This window comes from Ascidiimonas meishanensis (genome assembly GCF_037782385.1).
GTDB lineage: Bacteria > Bacteroidota > Bacteroidia > Flavobacteriales > Flavobacteriaceae > Ascidiimonas > Ascidiimonas meishanensis.
The window spans coordinates 51361-73710 of sequence record NZ_JBBEXD010000009.1; the positions used below are offsets into that span (position 1 = coordinate 51361).

Below are 22350 nucleotides of genomic sequence, written 5' to 3' on the forward strand. Positions count from 1 at the left end.
TATTAACGCATGCTATAATCTGTTACTAATATTACCATATTTGATAAGGCACATTTTATTCTTTATAATTTCTTAAATTGCCATTCATTCAAATTTAGCTTTAAATGAAACATACTCCAAATGATAAATTTGTGAATATGGTAAAAGGGGTTTTTGGAAGTCAGTCGGCTCTAGGAATTACTCTTTTTGTAATGGTTCTTGTGGCTATGATTTGGATTAATTCTCCTTGGGGGCATAGTTACCATTGGCTTTGGAATCAAAAACTAACAATTGGATTTGAAAATTTCGCAATCACAGAAACTTTGCACCATTGGATTAATGATGGATTAATGTCCTACTTCTTCTTTATGGTTGGATTGGAAGTAAAGCGAGAATTTATGAATGGGGAATTATCTTCTCTTAAAAAAGCTGCACTACCCATTACTGCTGCGATAGGAGGAATGTTGGTTCCAGCAGGTATTTATGTTTTAATTACAATTGGGGGTGAAGGTGCAAGTGGATGGGGTATACCTATGGCAACAGATATTGCCTTCGCTATTGGCTTGATTTCACTTTTGGGGAGTAAAATTTCCAGTTCATTAAAAACATTCTTAACGGCGTTAGCCACTGCTGATGATATAGGAGCTATTTTGGTAATTGCTATTTTTCTCACAACAGATATTCAACTTATAAGTCTTGCAGTAGGTGGCGCATATTTTATATTGATGCTTTCAGGAAATCTACTTGGAGTGCGTAATATGTGGTTTTATCTTATTCTGGGTATTTTTGGCTTATGGATAGCAATCTTACTCTCTGGGATTCATGCAACTCTAGCAGGTGTTTTAGCAGCATTAACCATTCCAGCAAGAACTAAATTATCTGAGCGTGCCTATCTTGAAAGAATTTCTAGAAGACAAGATGAATTTGAAAAAACATGTTTTACAGATGATAAGCTTCTGACGCATAATCAGGTAAAGTTAATTCAAAATACTATTAAAGACAGTAAGCGTGCCCTTACGCCTCTTCAACGGGTGGAAGAAAATATCAAACCATTTGTAAATTATTTTATTCTACCCTTATTTGCTTTGGCCAATGCAGGAGTTGTGATTACCTCTGATTATTTTAACATTGTACTACACCCTGTGAGTTTAGGAATAATTATAGGTTTGCTTATTGGTAAATTAATAGGTATTCTGCTGTTTTCTAAAGGAGCCGTAATGCTTAAATTAGGAATCCTGCCGGAAGGTGTGCGGTGGAAAAGTATAGCAGGTGCAGCAATGATGGCTGGTATTGGATTTACCATGTCTCTGTTTATAGCAGAACTGGCATTAAAGGACGAAACCTTATTGGAAATTGCGAAAACAGGGATATTAACAGGATCTTTTTTATCAGCCGTAATTGGATTATACTGGCTTCATAAGGTTTCAAAAAATTAGAATGACAAACAAAAAAACAGAAATAGAAAAGGAAGTAGACAATCTAGAAAAGCATGCATCTTCTTCTAAAACTCAGGAGGAAATACTGGTTGAACAGCTTTGTGAAGGGATGGAAACATATGAAAAAAAGTCTGGCAGAGTCTTTCTTAGTTCACTTTCTGCCGGTCTTGAAATAGGCTTTAGTTTTTTATTAATTGCCATTGTATATACTTTTTTTAAGGGAAAAGTACAAGATGAAAGTTTATCTTATATTGGCGCTTTTGCCTATCCCGTAGGGTTTATTCTAGTGGTTTTAGGAAGATCTATTTTGTTTACAGAGCAAACCTCACTTCTTGCGCTTCCCGTGTTGCATAAAAAACGCTCTCTTAAAGAACTGGCTGGTTTGTGGGGATTGGTAATTCTTGGTAACTTAATTGGAGGTTATATTATTGCATTATTAGTAGTATGGGTAGGTACTAGCTTATCCGTTATATCTAATGAGAGTATTATAGCTATTGCAAAGCATGTTTCTCATTATAGCATGCCCATTATTTTAGGCAGTTCTGTGCTTGCAGGATGGCTTATGGGCTTATTATCTTGGTTAATAACTTCGGCAGATGATACCATAAGTAAAATTACCATTATTTATATTATTACAACTATTATAGGATTAGCAGGTCTCCATCATAGTATTGTTGGCAACATAGAGGTTTTTGCCGGATTACTAATTTCTGAAGAGATTTCATTTGGTGCGTATTTTTCCTTTCAGATTACTGCATTAATTGGGAACGCTCTTGGAGGCGTTGTCTTTGTTGCAGTACTTAAGTACAGAACGTTTGCCGCAAATTTCAAGTAATTGGATTATTTATTAAAAAAAACAGTCAGAAAATTAATGTATTTGATTGAAGACAGGTTAAAGGACAAAATAATTTCTATTCACAATTATTAAAGAATCTTCTTTGATCTGGAAGTTTAATTAACCGTAAACCTGCAATATTTTGTAACTTTAGCTAATGAGACTACTGAATCTGTTATTAATTCTCTTGATGCTGTGTATTATATCTTGCAAGTGGTGCAGAGATCCAGATTCCTATTCGGTAAGAAATGCATCTACCAAAGGCACTATAGAAATCAAAGATTCAGTTATTGTAAATAAGGGTATACTTCGTATGGAAGCTCCTGTATTGTTAAATTTGAGCGAACTAAACGATACGATTTTTGTTAATTTAAAAGATTACAGCAAAGATTTTGAGTATGATCTTAAGTATGCTACAGATGATAATTTTTTGAGTGCAGCGGTTTATGAATGTGCAAAATGTTATACAAGAGCAGTTACTGCAAAAGCTTTGATTGCGGCTAACAATGATCTTTTAAAGAAGGGATACCGAATTAAGTTTTTTGATTGTTATCGCCCTAATTCTGTACAATGGAAAATGTGGGAATTAGTGCCAAATCCGCAATATGTTGCCAATCCAGAAAAAGGCTCTATTCATAATAAAGGAGGAGCAGTTGATATTACGCTGGTAGATATGGAAGGAAATGAATTGGATATGGGTACGGGTTTTGATTTTTTCGGAAGAAAAGCACATCACGATTATAGAGATTATCCAGAAACTATTTTAAAGAATCGTCTTTTATTAAAAGAAACGATGGAGAAATATGGTTTTTGGTCAATTAGGACAGAGTGGTGGCATTATAATTTAAGTGCCGCTTCTAATTATTCTGTGGCTAATTTTAAATGGGATTGCGAGACTTTAAAATAAAAGAGCTCCCAATTTAGGAGCTCCTTGTCTTCGTATATAGTATATGGGTGTTAGTCGTCAAGAAGATCAATATAATCCTTGAGCTTATTTTTAATCTGGTCTGCTAAGGCATCATTATTATCTGGATCGTTGTTGTAAATCTCAATGAGTCCGTCTTGATTTCCATCTACAGCAGTTGAAAAATCAATTACCGATAAAAGTAGGTCTAAATTAAATGTGATTACTATAGTACTGGAATTACTATCCACCACAATATTTTTACTTGCATCTTCATAATCCAATTCAAATTCTTCTTCAAATGCTGTCCAAAACTCAAAAGGAGTTCCACCAATAGTACCTTTAATCAGTACAGTTTTATTGAATAGGTCGCTTGAAGGATTTTCATTTTTATCAAATTCAAATTCAATTTCCTCGTAAGTTGCATTTGGCAAGCTTATCTGAGCAAAAGTAACCTGTTCACTTAAAAGGTCTAATTCAAAAGGCCCTTCCAATTCTATGTCATCCTCAGAATCATAGCTACCATCATTATCCCAATCATCATCAGAACTTTTATGATCAGAATTATCATAGTATTCATCATCTACTTCAAATTCAATTTCCGAAAGATTAACTTTAAATTCAGACAAGATTACCTCACCATTAAAAGATCTGTTATTAATACTTGCTGCATTGGTATCTGTGTAAATTACATTTGCTGCCAAATTCAACCGACCTCTTTCACTGCTGATGTCGTCATTTGAAGTATTAGAGCAACTCATTGAGAAAAGTAGGGTTATTAGTGCTAGTAGGTTCCAAAAATTCTTGTTCATTAGTTTCATTTTAATTGTTTTTAAGAGGTGTTTGTTCTAATAAAACAATCAAAAGCTAAAAACTCCTGAAAGATTAAATAGTTTTTTTGCAAATAATAGCTATGTAATTGTCTTCTAGATTGGTAGTAAAAAAAATAAAAAGATCTCCACCATCGTGAATCTGGAACTCTTTACGCAGTTTGGCTACCGACCATGGGAAATTACGTGTAGTTATGTGTGCCTTTACCTTAGCTAAGCGTTTTTTGATACTTTTTTTTTGAAATGGAAGTACTTCTTTAATTAAAAAGGATCGCCCAGGAAAAGCTATGTTTTTCATAGAGGTATATAAATGAGAATGTCTGGCTATTTTCGCTATGTTATATTGATGGGCAATAGTTTTAAAAGCGCCCGCTTTTAGAATGGCTGCATTAGGTTCATAAAGATATGATAGCGGATTCGAAAAAGCGATATCCATATCTTTTTCAGTATGATATTCAAAAGAAAATGGAAGTTTACTCTTACTATCAAGATTAATACAAGTAATTAGAATGGGGCCCTCATATGCTTTTTTTAATATCCAGTTTAATTCTTTCACTTCATTCTTAAGTGCTACCACATGCACTTCTTTTACATTTTGGAGTTCATTTATTCCTTGTTGAATATCTAATAGGGGAGCAGTTTTTAAAAATAATTGATTGGTTTTATTCCAAATCCAAGAAAGGTTTTTAGGAATATCTGGAGTACAATCGGACAACAGAAAGACTTTACCTTTTTGGTGATCCCTTCGGGAGGGATCTGCATAGATCCAGTCATAACGTTCTGTCGTTCTTTTTAAAAATGAAATAGCTTCTGTAGCTTCGCAAGCTATATTCGTTAATCCTAGTTGCTTAAAATTGGAGGCTGCAATTTCTGAGAGCGATTTGTTTATTTCAAGATGTGTAACACGCTCAAATTTTTTAGCAAAAGAAAAGCAGTCTACACCAAAACCTCCTGTAAGATCTATAACAGATTTTCCGCTCATCAAAGAAGCTTTATAGGTAGCTGTTTTCTCTGATGAAGTTTGTTCTAATGAAATTTTTTCAGGATAATAAATTTTTGAAGTGCCAAACCAGGTAGGCAACTTCTTTTTTATTTTTTGTTTTGCTTTTATTTGCTGAATCAGTTGTGGCATTGAAACCTCAGGAAATGGTGATTTTTTAAACACAAGAGTATCTGGATCTGTATCCAAATGATGTTGAATATAGTCTTGAATCTCTGGCTGTAGAAGTATACTTTTCAATTTAAAACCATTAAAGCCTTCGGGTCAATGACCTTACAATTTTATTGTCTGAGATAAACTCTTTTAGAATCACTTTTACTACTGTGTATCCCGGCACAGCAATAATCATTCCTACAACGCCAAAAAGAATACCTGCAATAATAATGATTAGAAAAATTTCCAAGGGATGTGATTTTACACTATTTGAAAAAATAAAAGGTTGGCTAAAGAAGTTATCAATTAACTGACCAATTACAAATCCAAGAAATACATAAAGCGTTTTTGGCAGAATAAAAGTACTAAAATCTGCTCCTAGATTACTGGTCATGACAAGTAAAATCATTAATGCTCCTCCAATTAAAGGACCTATGTAGGGGATGATATTTAGCAAAGCGCAGAGAAAAGCAATCACTATCGCATTTTCAATGCCTACAATCAGTAAAACTGTGGTGTAAATAACAAATAAAATTAAGATTTGAATGATCAATCCAAGGAAATACCTAGACAATAAATCCTTTATCTTATCAAAAGAAGCAGACAGCTGATTTTCTTTAGAGTCTGGAATAAAAATTTTTATACCATCCATAAAAAGGCGACTGTCTTTAAGAAAGAAAAAAGAAATAAATAGTACTGAAAATAAACCAGCACTAAAGTTTCCAAGAAAGGCAACAATAGAATTTAGAAAGTCTGGTATTGCAGAAAAATCTATGTTACCAAACCATCCGGCTTCTTTAATGGTATCCTTAATTTCTGCTTCAATATCTTTTTGAGTTATATTAAAATAGTCTGAAATTTCATAATATAGATTTTTGATATTAATTTGTAGCGCATCTATATCTAATAAGGATAAATTTTCTCCTTGTTCAATAACTAAAGGAATAAAAAGTGAAATAACTCCTAAGAGCAAAGCAACCATGAGAATCATTGTAAAAACAACTGCAAGCGTATTTGAAAATTTAATTCTTCGCCTAAGAAAAAGCACCATAGGTCTTCCTATAAGAGAAACTACAAAAGCGATGGCGATATAAGTTAATACAATGCCAATTTTATAAAGAAAGACTATTAATAGTGCAATTCCGGTTAAAATTGCAACAGCTCTAAGAATTCCATTAGCAATAATTTTTGAATTCATAGTTTGACAAACTTTTTAGAATTAATTTTCAAATGCATACTGAATGATATTGGCTCCCATTTGTAAAGCCTGAAGTCTTTTCTCTTCAGGATCGTTATGAACTTCTTGATTTTCCCAGCCATCACCAAGGTCGCTTTCAAAGGTAAAAAGCAGCATCAAACGGTTTTCTTCAAACAACCCAAATGCTTGGGGACGTTTTCCATCATGTTCATGAATTTTAGGAAGCCCTTGAGGAAAAGGATACTGTTGATTAAAAACAGGATGACTTGCAGGAAGTTCTGTTAGCTGTTTATCTGGAAAAACTTTTTTAAGTTCTTTTTGCAAATAGGGCTCCATTCCATAATTATCATCAATATGAAGAAAACCTCCAGCAAGCAGATATTTACGAAGGTTTTTTGCTTCCTGCTCCGTGAAAAATACATTACCATGCCCGGTCATATGAATAAATGGGAATTGAAAAACATCAACACTTCCCGCTTCTACGGTTTGAGGTCTTTCCTTTATAGCGGTTCGTAGGTTTTGATTACAGAATTTGATAAGGTTTGGCAAAGCGGTTGGGTTTGAATACCAATCTCCACCACCACCATATTTAAGTACTGCGATTTCCTGTGCTTGCAGTATTGCTGATATACATACAAAGCACAATATTATGTTAAATCTAGTTAGCCTGCTCATATTTTTCGAACTCATATATAGTATTCAAAAATAAGCAATATAATTATGAAGCACCTTATTTTATTTAGTCTGGTTTTTATAATAGTAGGCTCATATTTTCTCGTTAAGCCCATACAAAATCAACGACTAATTGTACCTGAATTGTTTACCTCCCAAGGTTGTTCCAGTTGTCTTCCAGCAGATAGATTGCTATCAGAAGTGAATAATGCATACGGAGATCAAGAAGTGATAGCCAATTCATATCATGTGGATTATTAGAATCGTATTGGATGGAAAGATCCATTTAGCCATGAAGCATTTATTGAAAAACAACGTTGGTACGCCTATAAACTTAAAGAGACTTCATTGTACACCCCACAAATTGTCGTGAATGGTATTAAAGGTTTTGTTGGTTCCAGACGGTACGCAACTCCTATTAAGTAAGCGTTTGAACAATTATAGCAAGAAGAAAACCTATTGACTTTAACCATTAAAACTCTGTATAAAGAAAATGCTGTCAAATTAAGTTGTTTATTGGTGATTGAAGATAGAGTTACCCCTATTAAGAGAGGGGAGAATAAAGACCTGAACTTACGCAATAGTAATATGGTAGTTGCAGAAAAAAAAATTAGCTTAGATTCTGATCAAACAACCAACATACTGGCAATTCCCGCTATTGTAGAGCCATCTGATCAATTGCGTGTGATAGTTTTAGTTTTACTAGAAGATAAAAATTCAACTATAGTATACGGAAAGCAACAAAGCTTATAAATTACAAAATGCAGTAGCCGTACAAGCTACAATAGCGGCTGTTTCCGTTCTTAAGCGTTCTTTACCAAGGGTGATTGGATAAAAATTACGATGGGCTGCTCTTTCAATTTCTTCTGGAGTAAAATCTCCTTCCGGGCCAATCAAAATAGTTACAGGATTATCTGGTTGCAATCTACGCTTTAAATGGTATTTATCTCCGGGTTCGCAATGGGCAATAAACAATTGACCTTCGTGTTTTTTTTCTAAGAACTCCTTTAAGCTTATAGGATCATTTAGTTTAGGTAAATAAGACCTGAGCGATTGTTTCATGGCAGAAATTAGAACTTTTTCAAAGCGTTCTTTTTTTATTGACTTGCGCTCAGAGCGTTCGCAAAAAATAGGCGTAATTTCATCAACACCTATTTCAGTAGCCTTTTCTAAAAACCACTCATATCTATCATTCATTTTGGTAGGTGCTACCACCATATGAAGGTAATATCTGCGAGAAAACTTTTTAACTTCACCAGTAATTCTTACAAGACAATTTTTGCTGCTGATTTCTTCAATTAATCCTTTAAAAATCATTCCTTTTCCGTTGGTTACGTGGATTTCATCTCCAATGTTTTTCCTCAAAACTTTTGATAAATGTCTACTTTCTTCCTTTTCAAAAGAAAAAAACTGATCATTTTCTGAGATATTAGAATGATAAAATAATTGCATTACAAGCGAGATTTAGCATGTTCTAACCCCAAAGATATCCATTTTAGTAACTCCTTATCTGTTTTACAGCCATCTTTGGAAACGTAAATATATTCACTTAATATTTTTCCAGAATAATTCATAGGTCTTACGTAAGGAGATAAAAGAAGAGTTTCCATTTTATTACTTAATACTCTTACTATAATATCATTGTTTAGCACCCCCAGAGTCATAAAACCTTCAAACATAAAACTAATACCTCCAAACATTTCTTTTTCGATAAAATTTTCTGGTAGTTGTTTTAAAACAGATCTTACTTTTTCTACCAAGTCTTGATTATAGTCCATTAAATTGCGTATCTGGCTTTAACATTTACTTGCGTATCAGTGAAATCTTTTTGTGCATATTTTAGATGGCCTACCATAGCAATCATAGCTGCATTGTCTGTACAGAATTCAAAATCTGGTATAAAAGTATTCCATCCTAAGGCATGTTCCGCACTTTTCAGTGCATTTCTTATGCCTGAATTTGCAGAAACTCCTCCCCCAATAGCGATAGATTTTATTCCGGTTTGTTTTACTGCTTTCTTTAATTTATCCATCAAAATTTCTACAATGGTGTATTGTATAGAAGCACAAATGTCATGTAGGTTTTGTTCTATAAAATGGGGATTGGAAGCTACTTCTTTTTGAATAAAGTAGAGAATACCTGTTTTTAAACCACTAAAGCTAAAGTTAAGACCATCAACTCGCGGTTTTGTAAATTTAAAGGCAGTTGCATTTCCTTGTTGAGCAAATTTGTCAATAAGTGGCCCGCCAGGGTACTGCAACCCTAGAATTTTAGCACTCTTGTCAAAAGCTTCTCCAACGGCATCATCTATGGTTTGCCCTATAACTTCCATCTCAAAATAGTTGGTTACTTTAACTATTTGTGTATGTCCGCCACTTATCGTCATTGCCAAAAATGGAAACTTAGGATAATGTCCCTCTTTTTTTACTATAAAATGGGCCAGTATATGCGCCTGCATGTGATTTACTTCTATTAGCGGAATGTTTAATCCCATGGCCAAAGACTTAGCAAAAGAGGTTCCAACTAATAAAGATCCCATTAGACCTGGCCCTCTCGTAAAAGCTATGGCGGATAATTGTTTTTTGTCGATATTTGCCATAACCAAAGCCTGATGAACTACTGGAACAATATTTTGTTGGTGAGCCCTAGACGCAAGTTCTGGAACAACACCACCATACGCTTCATGTATTTTTTGGCTAGCAACAACATTAGAACACATTTTTCCGTTGTGCAATACAGCGGCAGAAGTATCATCGCAGGATGATTCAATACCTAAAATATAAACATCAGGAGTATCCATGATTGTATTTGGAATAAAAATTGCAATACAAAAGTATAACTAATTAGCACTATCAAAAAATTTAGAAAAATACTTGTCCGTTTAATTGTCGCAGTATTATTTATTCTATTAATATTGGTGATAATTTTATCCATTCCCGCAGTTCAAAATAATATAGCCAAAAGAGTTACCAAATCTTTAAATGAAGAATTTGCTACAAGTATTCAAATAGATAAAGTAGATCTTTCTTTTCTAGGTAGAGTAGGGTTAAAAGGAGTGTATATTGAAGACTACAAGCAAGATACATTATTTTATGTAGATAAATTGACCACCTCTTTATTAAGTGTAAGAAATGCGGTAAATTCAAATTTGAATTTTGGAAATATTTCAATTGAAGGTTTGACAATGAAGCTCAAAACCTATGAAGGAGAAAATGACACGAATTTAGACGTATTTGTTGCAAAACTTGAAGGTACCCCAGATACCACCTCTACATCTAATTTTAGGCTTACTGCGAAAGGTATAGATATCACCAATAGTAAATTTTGGTTGATAGATTTAAATGAAGAAAAATCCAACTTGCTTCTATTTAATGAAATGAATGCCAAAGTAGATGATTTTGCGATTATTGGTCCTAACGTAGATGCTAAAATAGAAAAACTTGCTTTTCATACGGGAAGAGGTGTCAATGTAGAAAAATTACAAACAGAATTTCATTATTCACTTAATGAGATGCGATTTGAAGAATTTAACTTGTTAACCAAAAACTCAGACATTAGCGGCGAAATTGTATTTAGGTATGATAGGAAGGATTTTGGCGATTTTCTTAATAAAGTTAAAATAGAAGCCATTTTTAATGATTCCGAAGTAGCACTAGATGAAGTAAATACTTTTTACAATGAATTCGGACAAGGTAAACTGATTACATTTTCAACGGATATCAATGGGGTATTAAATGACTTTGAAGCTCAAGGAATGATTCTTGAATCTGGTAATTCAATTATTCGTGGAGATTTTAATTTCAAAAATATTTTTACTTCAACACAACCTTTTCGTCTTGATGCAGGGATAGAAAATATATCTTCAAGTTACAATCAATTAAAATCTTTGCTGCCAGATATTTTGGGAAATACACTTCCTTCATCTTTTGAAAAGTTTGGGCAGTTCACCATTCGTGGAAATTCTGTTATAACGGAAAGTTTTATTGATGCTAGAGTAAATTTATTTACAGACTTGGGAAGTAGTTATTCTGATATGAAGCTTACCAGCATTGAAGACATTGATAATGCTTCCTATGAAGGTTTTATCTCCTTAATTGAGTTTGATTTAGGTGCATTTATAGACGACCCTTCTCTTGGGCAAGTTTCTTTTGATTTTGATGTAAATGGAAAAGGATTTACAAAGGAAAATCTTAATACTGAAGTTATTGGTAAGGTATTTAAGCTGCATTATAACAATTATGACTATAAAGATATAGATGTTTCTGGGGTACTTAAAGATCAACTGTTTGACGGGAGTATGGTTTCAAAAGATTCAAATGCTAAATTTACTTTTAAAGGCCTTGCAGACTTGTCAAGTGAAAAAAATCAATTCAATTTTATAGCATCAGTTAAATATGCAGATCTTAAAAAGCTTAATTTAATTAAAACAGATAGTATCTCCATATTTAAAGGAAACATCTACATGAATATGTCTGCTAATACCATTGACGATGCAGTAGGTGATATTGGATTTTTAAAAACTAGCTATCAAAATCAAAATGACGAGTATTATTTTGATGATTTTAAGATTACTTCAGTATTTGAAAAAGAAGAACGCATCCTAGAAATCAATTCTCCGGATATTATTACAGGAACAGTTAAGGGAAAGTTTAAAATAAGCGAAGTAGGGAAGCTTGTTGAGAATTCTATTGGAAGTATTTATACGAATTATAGTCCTTATGAAGTTACAGCTGGTCAGTATATGAATTTTAATTTTAAAATTTATAATAAAATTATAGATGTATTTTTCCCAGAAGTTGCTTTTGACCCTAATACCACCTTAAGAGGTAGTATGGTGGCAGATGATGGTGATTTTAAATTAAACTTTAAATCTCCCCATATTCATGCTTTTGGTAAAATTTTTGATGAAATAAAAGTACAGATAGATAATAAAAATCCACTTTTTAATACCTATGTTGAAGTCAGTAATATGGATGTAGGTTTTTATAAAATTAAAGACTTTAATCTTATAAATGCAACTATACAGGATACATTATTCTTTAGAACAGAATTCTTAGGAGGAAAAGAGTATACAGATATTTATAATCTTAACTTCTATCATACTTTTAACAAAGAAAAAAAATCCGTTATTGGCCTAAAAAAGTCAGAAGTTGGTTTTAAAGGAAATAAATGGTTGCTCAACGAAAATGGAAACACAAAGAACAAAGTAGTTTTTAACAGGTCTTTAGATAGCATCTCTATTCGTCAAATAGATATGACCCTTAATGAAGAACAAATTCTTTTACAAGGACAGTTAATAGATTCAACCTATAAGGATATTAAGCTCAATTTTAAAGATGTCGCATTAGACAAAATTAGTCCGCAAATTGATAGTTTAAATCTAAAAGGGGTAGTTAATGGAGACTTAAATATTTTACAAAAGGGAGGGAATTATTTTCCATCTTCCAGATTATTTGTTAAAAAGTTAGAGGTAAATAGCTATACATTGGGAGATTTAGATCTTGATATTATTGGAAATGAAGACTTCTCTAAGTTTACCGTTGATGCCTCTTTAAAAGATAATGGCGTGTCAACTTTGAATTTAGAAGGTGATGCAATATTTGGGGATAAGAAATCTACTCTAGACCTTAATGCGAGCTTAGACAATTTAAATATAGCTCCTTTTAGTCCACTAGGTGGAGATGTAATTTCAAATATTCACGGATTAGTCACCGGGAAGGCTCGTATAACGGGTTCTGCTAAAAATCCATCAATTGACGGGATGCTAATGCTTAATGACGCTGGACTAAAAATTCCATATTTAAATGTTGACCTTTCTTTTAATGAGTTGGCACAGGTAGAACTATACGGACAAACATTTCAATTCAATAATTTTGAATTAACAGATACTGTATTTAATACCAAAGCTCGCTTTAATGGCGGAATTACCCATACTAATTTTGAAGAATGGTTTTTAAATCTCAAGTTAGAAACTGATGGAAATCGTTTTTTAGTATTGAATACTCAGTTTGATGAAGACGAACTGTATTATGGTACAGGTTTTATTAATGGAATCGGAACTATAAAAGGTCCTACTGATGCCTTGTTTATTTCAGTAACAGCCGAAACTATGCGCGGTACTTCCTTTAAAATCCCTATTAGTGATGTTGCTACTATAGGCGACACGTCTTTTATTAATTTTATAGATAAGAATGAAACAGATGAAGAGGCAGAACAGCGAAAATTACGCGAATATTCGGGACTTGAATTAGAATTTGATTTAGATGTTACCCCAGAGGCAGAAGTTCAAATTGTATTGGATCGTAAATCAGGAAGTATGCTCACGGGAACTGGTGCAGGAAACTTACTTATAGAAATAAACACCAATGGTAAATTTAATATGTGGGGTGACTTTATCACATTTAAAGGAGATTATAAATACAAGTACAAAGGTGTATTTGAAAGAGATTTTTCAGTACTTCCTGGGGGTACTATTACTTGGGATGGAGACCCTTTGAATGCCAATGTTAATATTCAGGCAGTTTATAAAACAAAAGCGAACCCTGCCGTTTTATTAGACAATAACTCTGTTACACGCAAAATAGATACAGATGTAATTATTCACCTTGAAGGGCAGCTTATACAACCTCAAATAGATTTTGAAATTGATTTCCCTAATACAAATCCTGTAACCGTTGCAGAATTGCAATACCGCCTTGAAGATAAGAATAGAAGAGAATTACAAGCGTTTTCTTTGCTCTCACAAGGCACTTTTGTCAACGAGGTGACTCTTAGCCAGCAAGCATTGGCAGGTAATATTGCGGGTTTTGCTTCCAGTTTCATCAACGATATTTTTGGGAGTAATGATGGGAAATTTGATTTTGGATTTTCGTATGATGTCGGTGAACGGAATCCATTAGGTGTGAATAATGGTGATAGAATAGGGGTTACTGTATCTACTCAAATAAGTGATAGAATTCTAATCAATGGAGAAATAGGTGTTCCAGTGGGAGGTGTTACTCAATCTGTAGTTGCCGGAGATGTAGAAGTGCAAATATTATTAAATGAAGAAGGAACCTTAAGTGCTAAAATTTTTAATAAGCAAAATGAGATTCAACAGTTTCTTAATGACCGTTTGGGATATACTCAAGGTGTAGGACTTTCATATCAGGTAGACTTCAATACATTTAAGGAATTGTGGGATAAAATCTTTAAGAAAAAAAAGGAAGATAATGAGGTAACTCAAAATAAAGAAAAAAACGCACAAAATAAAACACCCGTGGTAGGAGAGGGGATTTTAAATTTTTCTTCAAAAAATAAAGAAAAGCGTGAGGATTAATTCATTTTTTTCCAAAGTTTTATAATTAATACTGCTGAAATAATGACCATAAAAAATAGGGAAAATGCAAGAGTATAATTTCCATAAATAAAATATCCAGTACCAAGAAGCGCCCCATAAATTCCTACAACACCCGCAAGGAAGCATATAATTTTGTATTTAAATCCTTTAAATTTAGATGCATCACCAAAAATAAGGTGATCAAAAGATTTCATGGTGTTTGAATCCGTTTCTGGAGTTACTAAGGTTACAAAAACCCATCCCAAAGTTGTAATTACCACCCCAATGATGAGTTTCCAATAGCCCTCTATCTCAAAAAAAGGATTTTCTTGTTTGCCATCTACAAAAAATACGAAGGCTATGATAAAGGAAATAACCATTGCAGCAATTTCACTATACGGATTAATTCGTTTCCAAAACCATCTCAGAATAAAAAGTAAGCCAGTACCGGCGCCAATTTGCAACATCAAATCAAATGCTTCTTTTGCTTCTTCCAAAATGGTAGAAAGCAAAGCTGCAAAAATCATCATAAGAAAGGTAGAAATACGACCTGTCATAACCAATTCTTTTTCTTTGGCTTCAGGTCTTATAAAACGTTTGTAGAGATCATTTACAATATAAGAACTTCCCCAATTAAGATGTGTAGATATGGTACTCATAAATGCAGCTACAAGAGAGGTCACTACCAGCCCAAGTAGTCCAGCTGGAAGTAAAGTAAGCATAGCAGGATAAGAAAGATCATTTTTTACAAAATTACTATTCAAATTAGGAAAAGCAGCCTGTAAAGCCTCAAGATTTGGATAAATTACCAAAGAAGCAAGTCCAATAATAATCCATGGCCATGGGCGAATGGCGTAATGCGCTACATTAAAAAATAAGACGGCCCAAGTGGCATGTTTTTCATTTTTAGCCGCTAGCATCCGCTGCGCTATATAACCACCTCCACCGGGCTCAGATCCAGGATACCAAACGCTCCACCATTGAACAGCAAGCGGTACAAGTAATATAGGAATCACTATCTCAGGGTTTGTGAAATCAGGAAACATACTAGTTTTTGAAGCCACTAAAGGATTTGTAAGCAATATATCAACGCCTCCAATTTGAGGTAGATTTACAATATAAATAGCTGCCCATACACTACCTATCATAGCAATTATAAATTGAACAAAATCAGTTAGTAAAACTCCTTTAAGCCCCCCGAGCATAGAATAAAACACGGTTACAATTGACGCTATTAATAGCGTTTGCCATTCAGTATATCCAAACATTACATGGCCAATTTTAATTGCCGCAAGACACACATTAGCCATAATGACAATATTAAAAAACAAACCCAAATATACCGCTCTAAAGCCTCGTAAAAAAGCAGCAGATTTTCCTGAATACCTTAATTCATAAAATTCGAGATCTGTATTAATACCGCTTTTACGCCATAATTTTGCATAAAAAAATACAGTAAGCATACCCGTTAGTAGAAAACTCCACCATACCCAGTTACCATATACACCATCTTGTCTAACAATTCCGGCAACCAAGTTTGGGGTGTCTGCGGCAAACGTAGTTGCAACCATAGATACACCTAATAACCACCATGGCATATTTCTTCCAGACAGGAAAAATGATTTTGCATCTTTCCCAGAAGTTCTTGAAGCAAATAATCCAATTATTAATGAAATAATAAAAAAGCCAACAATTAATCCATAATCTAATAAGGTTAGTTGCATAAATCAAATTTTATTAACTAAAACGTTTGAAATTTTTGAACATCGTAAAATTAGAGAATACAATAATAGAAAATTAAAATAAGTTTGGTAGTTTTACCCCTTAAATTAATTTTTTATGTCAAAAAGCATAAAGAAAATCGGGGTACTGACATCAGGAGGCGATTCACCCGGTATGAATGCTGCAATTAGGTCTGTTGTAAGAACATGTGCTTATTATGAAAAAGAGTGTGTCGCCATCTATCGTGGTTATCAAGGCATGATAGAAGGAGATTTCGTAGAAATGAACGCTCGAAGTGTTAATAATATCATTAATAAAGGTGGTACGATTTTAAAATCTGCACGTTGTGAAGATTTTAGATCCAAGGAAGGAAGACAAAAAGCTTATGAAAGCTTAAAAAAAGCTAGCGTAGATGCCTTTGTAGTTATTGGAGGAGATGGTAGTTTCACCGGAGCAATGATTTTTAGCAATGAATATGATTTTCCGGTAATGGGCATTCCAGGAACCATTGATAATGATATTTATGGCACTAATTTTACATTGGGTTTTGATACGGCATTGAATACCGTAGTGGAAGCTATCGATAAAATTAGAGATACTGCGAGTTCTCATGATAGACTATTCTTTGTTGAAGTAATGGGACGAGACGTGGGGCATATTGCTCTAAACACTGGAGTAGGAGCTGGAGCAGAAGAGATTTTAATTCCAGAAGAAGATCTGGGATTAGATAGATTAATTGAGTCCTTAGATAGAAGTAAAAAAACAGGAAAATCTTCTAGTTTGGTAGTGGTAGCAGAAGGCGATAAAATAGGCAAAAATGTATTTGAACTTAAGGAATACGTAGAAGAGAATTTGCCAATTTATGATGTGAGAGTTTCTGTTTTAGGACATATGCAACGCGGTGGAGCACCTTCTTGTTTTGATCGGGTACTTGCCAGTAGAATGGGTGTAAAAGCAGTAGAGAGCCTTTTAGAAGGAAAAACAAAATATATGGTTGGAGTTATTGATAATAAAATGCAATTAACTCCCTTAGATAAAGCTATAAAAGGTCATTCTAAAATTGATTTGGAACTCTTGAGAGTATCAGATATAATGACTATTTAAAACAAAGAATAACAAAAAGTAAACTAAATAAATTTAAAATGTCAACATTAAAAATTGGTATTAACGGTTTTGGTAGAATTGGTAGATTGGTGTTTAGAGCAACCGTAAAACGAGAAAATGTAGAAATTGTAGGGATTAATGACTTACTAGACGTAGAGCATCTTGCCTATTTATTAGAGTATGATTCTGTTCATGGAAAATTTGACGGAGACATAGAAGTAAAAGATGGTCATTTGGTAGTTGATGGTAAAACAATTAGAATTACCGCAGAAAGAGATCCTAAAAATCTAAAATGGGATGAAGTAGGTGCCGATATAGTGGCTGAATGTACCGGTATCTTTACTACATTAGATACAGCACAATATCACTTAGACGCTGGTGCAAAAAAGGTAGTTATTTCTGCTCCATCTAAAGATGCACCTATGTTTGTAATGGGAGTAAACCATCACGAAGCAAAAGCTTCAGATCGTATAGTGTCTAATGCATCATGTACTACAAACTGTCTTGCACCTTTGGCGAAAGTGTTAAATGATACTTTTGGAATTGAAGAAGGTCTAATGACCACCGTTCATGCAACCACCGCTACTCAACTTACAGTAGATGGTCCTTCTAGAAAAGATTACAGAGGAGGTAGAAGTGCTATGTTGAATATTATTCCTGCATCAACAGGTGCAGCTAAAGCAGTGACTAAAGTAATACCAGATTTATTAGGGAAATTAACTGGTATGGCTTTTAGAGTTCCTACAGCAGATGTTTCTGTGGTAGATCTTACTGTGAGACTTGAAAAAGAAACTTCTTATGAAGAAATTAAAAAGGTGATGAAAGATGCCTCAGAAGGAAGTCTTAAAGGTATTCTAGGGTATACAGATGAACCAGTTGTATCTCAAGACTTTATAGGTGATGCAAGAACAAGTATTTTTGATGCAGGCGCTGGGATGGAGTTAAACTCTAAGTTCTTTAAAGTTATATCATGGTATGATAATGAGGCTGGTTACTCAAACAAACTGATAGACCTTGCAGAACATATTAACTCTCTGTAAAACAATACATAATTTGTTTCAAAAGGGAAGTTTTTGTTAATTTAAGAACAGCGTATGATTTTAATAGTAGATAGTGGCGCCACAAAATCTGATTGGATTGCTCTGGATGATAACGGAAATCAATTGTTTATGACCCAGACCTTAGGTCTAAGTCCTGAGGTCTTAACACGGGAAATAATCATAGAACGACTTGCAAATAACTTTGAGTTGTCTAAACACAGCAAAGAAGTAACCCAACTTTTCTTTTATGGAGCTGGTTGCGGTACCGTAAGAATGCAAAGTTATCTGAAAGATATATTTCATGATTATTTTAAAAATGCTAAAATCTCTGTTAAAGAAGATACTTATGCGGCTGTTTATGCCACAGTAGAAGCTAAAGAACATGCCATTGTTTGTATTTTAGGAACCGGTTCTAATTGCAGCTATTTTGACGGTAGAGAGTTATTTCAGAAAGTAAGTTCACTAGGCTATATTTTGATGGATGACTGCAGCGGGAACTATTTTGGAAGGCAATTACTTAGAGATTATTATTATCATAAAATTCCTCCAAAATTAACAGCAAAGTTTGAGCAGGAATATGATCTTGAGGCAGATGTAATTAAAAACCATTTATACAAACAACCAAATCCAAATACCTACTTGGCTACTTTTGCAAAGTTTGTCATTCAAAATAAAAATGAAGAGTATTGCCAGAAGCTAATTCGGAAGGGTATGCAACTTTTTATTGATAATAGTATCACTCAGTTTGAACAAGCAAAAACTGGAGTCTTTGTTCACTTTGTAGGAAGTATTGCTTATTATTTACAAGATGAGCTTAAAATGATAATGGAAGAAAATGGAATTAAAGTAGGTAATATTTTAAGAAGACCAATCGACGGACTTGTTAAATACCACCAATCCATTTTCGCTTAAATTCCAAATAAATAATATACAAAAAAAGCTGCCTCAGTACTGAGGCGGCTTTTTTACTTTATGGCAATCATGGAAATTTCAACACGTACGTATTTAGGAAGATTTGCTACTTCAACCGTTTCTCTAGCCGGAGCCGTATCATCATTAAAATACTTCCCATAAATGGCATTAACTTTTGCGAAATTATTCATATCGCTTAAAAAGATAGAAGTTTTCACTACATTTTCAAAATCCATTTGAGCAGCTACTAAGACCTCCTTTAAGTTGGTCATTACCTGTTCTGTTTCCTCTTCTATAGTGCTTTCAACAAGTTTATTGGTAGCAGGGTCAATTGGTATTTGTCCAGAAAGATATAAAGTGTTTCCACTTAATACGGCCTGGTTATAAGGTCCTAAAGGAGCAGGAGCCTTGTCTGTTTTAATTATTTTTTTCATAAGTTTTATTATTTTTTTAAAGATTTATAGTCTACGATCAGGATCACGACGTTTTTCCCATTTAACATCTTTTAATATACTACCCTTGATTCCTATAAAGAAATACCAGGTACCTCCTTGTCTAAAAGGTTGCCAATCAAAACTCATGTTCCAAGTATTGAGGTCTCTTTGAAAACCTAGATTGGTAAACCCGAATCCTTTTCTAACGAAGTCATAACTTGAAGAAAAACGTACCTTCCAACGAGTTGCAAGAGAAACATCTCCGCTAAATTGTAACGCATTATTGGTAACTTCATTCTGTCTGTTTGAATTGTTATAATTCATAGAGTATCCTATTCGTAAATTCCATGGGATACGCGCCCCATAAAGTTTTTGCGGACCTTCTTCTTTTTCCTCTTTTTCTTCTTCATTATAACCATTACGCCTGTTTTCACCAAATGCAAATCCGTCTTGAAAAAATTGATCTGCCACCTGTTCTTCTACAGATCTATCGTCTTTTTCTTCATCATCATCCTTTTTTTCAAAAGTCTTGTTAGAAAGAGCGTAGTTCAATGTTAAGTTGGCATTTGTTAATCTAAATAAGCTTCCACCGTTATTAACATTAAAAACATCTATACGTCTTCCGTTATTATCAATGGCGTACGGATCCAATGTGGCACCAAAATTAATACTCATTTTACTATTGAGTATTTGGGTACCTCCGGTAACTCGTAAAGGACTCCAGGGTAAAGAATCTGCTGCAATATTATAACCTGTATTGAAATTCAGGCTATTTAAAATCATTACCTTTTTTGGCTCTGTTGCTGTGGAGTCTTTGGGAGTTACCTTTGCTTCTAGTGTGTTGCTTATTGAAATGCCAATATTATTAGAGTTTCCAAGACGAGGGCTGCCAAAGAGTCCTCCTTCAAAACGAGTGAATTCCCTTATTTCGCCCGTTTCATTAGCAACATATTCTTCAAAATAACGATCTCCGGATGGGGTGAATCCGTAAGAAATGGAAGGTCTCATAGTATGCCTTATGGCTTGTATCTTACTTCCCTCCTTAAAATTAAAAGTTCCGTAGATCGTAGTACCTAGACTTCCTCCGAAATTATATTGATTAAACCTATCGAAACCATTAATAGTATCTATAGGTACTTCATTGGTAGTCTCGTCAAAATCACGTCTTTGGATAGTTCTAAATGTCCAGATATCCTCATAATTTCCATTAAGTGTAACACTAAGATATTTGGCTACTTTAAAATTTGTGCTAATTGGAATAGTATGTCTAAATCCTATACGGGCATCTTCAAACATTTCTTTTTTGAGAAACAACGAATCAGTCGTCTGAATCCTGTTTTCTGCTCTTATATTATACTGGAAATTAATATTTTGGAAAATTCCTTTTTTAATTCCCTCTTTCGGCGCAAATGGAAAAATACGTTCTACACTACCTTGTAATGTGGGCAGTGTCATATTTATTTGTTCAGTATTCGTATTTTGAGAGTGTGTTGCCGTTAAATTAATATTAACGGATGGATATGCAGGGAAAGTCTTGGAATAGGAAACAGATGAATTCAATGTGTTCTGTAAAAAGTTAGAGCTATTTAACTGATTCAGGGATTGTCTAAAAAAACTGCTACTTCCGAGATTAACGGAAGCAGAAAATCTTGAATTGGGGCTTGCTTTTTGGTCTTGGGTATGAGACCATTGTAAGTTAAAAACACGCTGTTGACTAAAATCAGGAAATCCTCGTTGACTCTGAAGTACATTTTCATAATTAAAGTTGAGGCGTCCCTGAAAACGATATCTTACCGCATAAGATGTTTCTGCTCTAAAACCAAAACTGCCATTGGTATAATAATCTCCCTTAATGGCCAAATCAAAATAATCACTAACCGCAAAGTAATAACCTAAATCTTGCAAAAAGAACCCCCTTTCGTTTACCTGACCAAAAGTGGGAAATATAACTCCTGAGGTTCTACTTTCAGATAGCGGAAAATAGGCAAATGGAACTGCGATAGGAGTGGGAATATCTGCAATATACATATTGCTAAATCCAGCAATTACTTTCTTTTTAGGAACAAATTTTCCTTTTCTTATACGAATGTAGTAATCGGGATTATCAAGGTCTTCATCTGTAGTAAGCTTTCCTTCTTTCAAATAATAGACAGAATCACTTTCTTTTTTGGTAAGTTCTGCAAATACCAGAATATTTCCTCCACTGGTTACGCCACCAAAACCTCCTGCAGCTTGTTCAGATCTCGATTTCCAGATTAATGCTTTTTCTGTAGTATAATTAAATCTAATAGAATCTGGCTTCACTTCATTGCTTCCTTGCTTAAAATAAGGATTTTGAATGAGGTTGCCAGTAGAGTCCTTTATACGCCCTGCATAGACTTCATTCTTTTCATAATCAATAACAATAACACCAGCCTTTAATTCGGTATCTTGGTAATAAACTTCTGCTTCGTTATAAAGATAAATTTGTTTGTTTTTTTGACTAATCCTCACATAATCTTTTGCCTTATATTTAATCTTATCAAGCAGCAATGCGGGTTCTTTTTTTACGGAATCCTTTTTAATTGAGTCTTGTACTATGTTAAATGAAGTAAGAGAATCCTTTTTAATGAAAGGTAATTCTGTATTAATAGAATCCTTATTAGCTGCTATCTTCAAAGATTTTCTTGCAGGAGTATCCTGAGCGTAGTTTATTGAAACGCAAAGCAATAAAATAAGAGATAAAAGAATATGAGGTTGTTTTGCTTGCAAAGCTTTAAATCCTATTTTTGTAAAAATATGGCTCAATTTTTGAGTACTCAAACATACGTATA

At 33.8% G+C, this 22350-nt stretch carries 19 protein-coding genes and 1 pseudogene; 10 read left to right on the plus strand and 10 right to left on the minus strand.

Annotation, left to right across the window (positions count from 1 at the left end):
- The first annotated feature begins 104 nt into the window (after positions 1-104).
- The 3 genes from nhaA (at position 105) to ddpX (ending at position 3157) form a co-directional block, all read left to right on the plus strand.
- Positions 105-1415: a Na+/H+ antiporter NhaA gene (gene nhaA / locus WBG07_RS14905; RefSeq protein WP_340202322.1), complete on the plus strand. Its 1311-nt coding sequence runs from the start codon at positions 105-107 to the stop codon at positions 1413-1415.
- Position 1416: 1 nt separating this feature from the next.
- Positions 1417-2250 (plus strand): formate/nitrite transporter family protein, encoded by an 834-nt coding sequence (locus WBG07_RS14910; protein WP_340202323.1) that lies wholly within the window; start codon positions 1417-1419, stop codon positions 2248-2250.
- Between the two features lie 157 nt (positions 2251-2407).
- Entirely contained in the window at positions 2408-3157 is a 750-nt protein-coding gene (gene ddpX / locus WBG07_RS14915) for a D-alanyl-D-alanine dipeptidase (RefSeq protein WP_340202324.1), read from the plus strand.
- Between the two features lie 50 nt (positions 3158-3207).
- Here ddpX and WBG07_RS14920 read toward each other — a convergent pair whose 3' ends face one another.
- The 4 genes from WBG07_RS14920 to WBG07_RS14935 all read right to left on the minus strand — a co-directional run bounded on the left by WBG07_RS14920 (position 3208) and on the right by WBG07_RS14935 (position 7010).
- Positions 3208-3966 carry a hypothetical protein gene (locus WBG07_RS14920; RefSeq protein ID WP_340202325.1) on the minus strand — a complete coding sequence of 253 codons (759 nt, stop codon included), beginning with the start codon at positions 3964-3966 and terminating at the stop codon, positions 3208-3210.
- A 73-nt stretch (positions 3967-4039) separates the two neighbouring features.
- Complete coding sequence (locus WBG07_RS14925; protein WP_340202326.1) at positions 4040-5224, minus strand: THUMP-like domain-containing protein; 1185 nt, start codon at positions 5222-5224, stop codon at positions 4040-4042.
- Positions 5225-5234: 10 nt separating this feature from the next.
- A complete protein-coding gene (locus WBG07_RS14930; protein ID WP_340202327.1) occupies positions 5235-6335 on the minus strand; it encodes an AI-2E family transporter in 1101 nt (366 codons plus the stop codon).
- Between the two features lie 21 nt (positions 6336-6356).
- Positions 6357-7010: a DUF4159 domain-containing protein gene (locus tag WBG07_RS14935; protein WP_340202486.1), complete on the minus strand. Its 654-nt coding sequence runs from the start codon at positions 7008-7010 to the stop codon at positions 6357-6359.
- A gap of 45 nt (positions 7011-7055) precedes the next feature.
- Here WBG07_RS14935 and WBG07_RS14940 point away from each other — a divergent pair.
- Positions 7056-7433: pseudogene (locus tag WBG07_RS14940) on the plus strand (DUF1223 domain-containing protein).
- A 33-nt stretch (positions 7434-7466) separates the two neighbouring features.
- Positions 7467-7760, plus strand: a complete 294-nt coding sequence (locus tag WBG07_RS14945) for a hypothetical protein (RefSeq protein ID WP_340202328.1) — start codon at positions 7467-7469, stop codon at positions 7758-7760.
- On the opposite strand, the gene WBG07_RS14950 is transcribed toward WBG07_RS14945, so the two are convergent.
- Genes WBG07_RS14950 through tsaD form a run of 3 tightly spaced genes read right to left on the minus strand, consistent with a single transcriptional unit; the run spans position 7755 to position 9807 of the window.
- Positions 7755-8459: a 16S rRNA (uracil(1498)-N(3))-methyltransferase gene (locus WBG07_RS14950; protein WP_340202329.1), complete on the minus strand. Its 705-nt coding sequence runs from the start codon at positions 8457-8459 to the stop codon at positions 7755-7757. The two genes, WBG07_RS14945 and WBG07_RS14950, sit on opposite strands and share 6 nt — an antisense overlap.
- Positions 8459-8785 (minus strand): TfoX/Sxy family protein, encoded by a 327-nt coding sequence (locus tag WBG07_RS14955; RefSeq protein ID WP_340202330.1) that lies wholly within the window; start codon positions 8783-8785, stop codon positions 8459-8461. The genes WBG07_RS14950 and WBG07_RS14955 overlap by 1 nt, the downstream gene beginning before the upstream one ends.
- Entirely contained in the window at positions 8785-9807 is a 1023-nt protein-coding gene (gene tsaD, locus WBG07_RS14960) for a tRNA (adenosine(37)-N6)-threonylcarbamoyltransferase complex transferase subunit TsaD (protein ID WP_340202331.1), read from the minus strand. Before tsaD ends, WBG07_RS14955 begins: the two co-directional genes overlap by 1 nt.
- 117 nt (positions 9808-9924) lie before the next feature.
- On the opposite strand from tsaD, the gene WBG07_RS14965 reads away from it, so the two are divergent.
- Positions 9925-14325: a translocation/assembly module TamB domain-containing protein gene (locus tag WBG07_RS14965; RefSeq protein WP_340202332.1), complete on the plus strand. Its 4401-nt coding sequence runs from the start codon at positions 9925-9927 to the stop codon at positions 14323-14325.
- Here WBG07_RS14965 and WBG07_RS14970 read toward each other — a convergent pair.
- Complete coding sequence (locus WBG07_RS14970) at positions 14322-16049, minus strand: sodium:solute symporter family protein (RefSeq protein WP_340202333.1); 1728 nt, start codon at positions 16047-16049, stop codon at positions 14322-14324. The genes WBG07_RS14965 and WBG07_RS14970 overlap by 4 nt on opposite strands.
- A gap of 115 nt (positions 16050-16164) precedes the next feature.
- Between WBG07_RS14970 and pfkA the strand changes: the two genes are divergently transcribed.
- The 4 genes from pfkA to WBG07_RS14985 are packed head-to-tail and all read left to right on the plus strand — an operon-like array spanning position 16165 to position 19103.
- Positions 16165-17151 carry a 6-phosphofructokinase gene (gene pfkA, locus WBG07_RS14975; protein ID WP_340202334.1) on the plus strand — a complete coding sequence of 329 codons (987 nt, stop codon included), beginning with the start codon at positions 16165-16167 and terminating at the stop codon, positions 17149-17151.
- 38 nt (positions 17152-17189) lie between these two features.
- Complete coding sequence (gene gap / locus WBG07_RS14980; RefSeq protein WP_340202335.1) at positions 17190-18191, plus strand: type I glyceraldehyde-3-phosphate dehydrogenase; 1002 nt, start codon at positions 17190-17192, stop codon at positions 18189-18191.
- Positions 18166-18231 carry an HNH endonuclease gene (locus WBG07_RS19490; protein ID WP_413788829.1) on the plus strand — a complete coding sequence of 22 codons (66 nt, stop codon included), beginning with the start codon at positions 18166-18168 and terminating at the stop codon, positions 18229-18231. The genes gap and WBG07_RS19490 overlap by 26 nt, the downstream gene beginning before the upstream one ends.
- Positions 18232-18245: 14 nt before the next feature.
- Positions 18246-19103, plus strand: coding sequence for an N-acetylglucosamine kinase (locus tag WBG07_RS14985; RefSeq protein ID WP_340202336.1), 858 nt, complete (start codon positions 18246-18248; stop codon positions 19101-19103).
- A gap of 53 nt (positions 19104-19156) precedes the next feature.
- Here WBG07_RS14985 and WBG07_RS14990 read toward each other — a convergent pair whose 3' ends face one another.
- The gene (locus WBG07_RS14990) at positions 19157-19537 is read right to left on the minus strand and encodes a RidA family protein (RefSeq protein ID WP_340202337.1); all 381 of its coding nucleotides are present in this window, start codon (positions 19535-19537) and stop codon (positions 19157-19159) included.
- A gap of 24 nt (positions 19538-19561) precedes the next feature.
- Positions 19562-22339, minus strand: a complete 2778-nt coding sequence (locus WBG07_RS14995; protein ID WP_340202338.1) for a putative LPS assembly protein LptD — start codon at positions 22337-22339, stop codon at positions 19562-19564.
- Positions 22340-22350: the final 11 nt, after the last annotated feature.

Bases quoted from the DNA above. Each gene is read 5' to 3' on its own strand.
- WBG07_RS14950 (WP_340202329.1), bottom strand. From the start codon at position 8,459: ATGCAATTATTTTATCATTCTAATATCTCAGAAAATGATCAGTTTTTT.
- WBG07_RS14935 (WP_340202486.1), bottom strand. From the start codon at position 7,010: ATGAGCAGGCTAACTAGATTTAACATAATATTGTGCTTTGTATGTATA.
- WBG07_RS14970 (WP_340202333.1), bottom strand. From the start codon at position 16,049: ATGCAACTAACCTTATTAGATTATGGATTAATTGTTGGCTTTTTTATT.
- ddpX (WP_340202324.1), top strand. From the start codon at position 2,408: ATGAGACTACTGAATCTGTTATTAATTCTCTTGATGCTGTGTATTATA.
- pfkA (WP_340202334.1), top strand. From the start codon at position 16,165: ATGTCAAAAAGCATAAAGAAAATCGGGGTACTGACATCAGGAGGCGAT.
- WBG07_RS14985 (WP_340202336.1), top strand. From the start codon at position 18,246: ATGATTTTAATAGTAGATAGTGGCGCCACAAAATCTGATTGGATTGCT.
- WBG07_RS14920 (WP_340202325.1), bottom strand. From the start codon at position 3,966: ATGAACAAGAATTTTTGGAACCTACTAGCACTAATAACCCTACTTTTC.
- tsaD (WP_340202331.1), bottom strand. From the start codon at position 9,807: ATGGATACTCCTGATGTTTATATTTTAGGTATTGAATCATCCTGCGAT.
- WBG07_RS14930 (WP_340202327.1), bottom strand. From the start codon at position 6,335: ATGAATTCAAAAATTATTGCTAATGGAATTCTTAGAGCTGTTGCAATT.
- nhaA (WP_340202322.1), top strand. From the start codon at position 105: ATGAAACATACTCCAAATGATAAATTTGTGAATATGGTAAAAGGGGTT.
- WBG07_RS14955 (WP_340202330.1), bottom strand. From the start codon at position 8,785: ATGGACTATAATCAAGACTTGGTAGAAAAAGTAAGATCTGTTTTAAAA.
- WBG07_RS14910 (WP_340202323.1), top strand. From the start codon at position 1,417: ATGACAAACAAAAAAACAGAAATAGAAAAGGAAGTAGACAATCTAGAA.
- WBG07_RS14990 (WP_340202337.1), bottom strand. From the start codon at position 19,537: ATGAAAAAAATAATTAAAACAGACAAGGCTCCTGCTCCTTTAGGACCT.
- gap (WP_340202335.1), top strand. From the start codon at position 17,190: ATGTCAACATTAAAAATTGGTATTAACGGTTTTGGTAGAATTGGTAGA.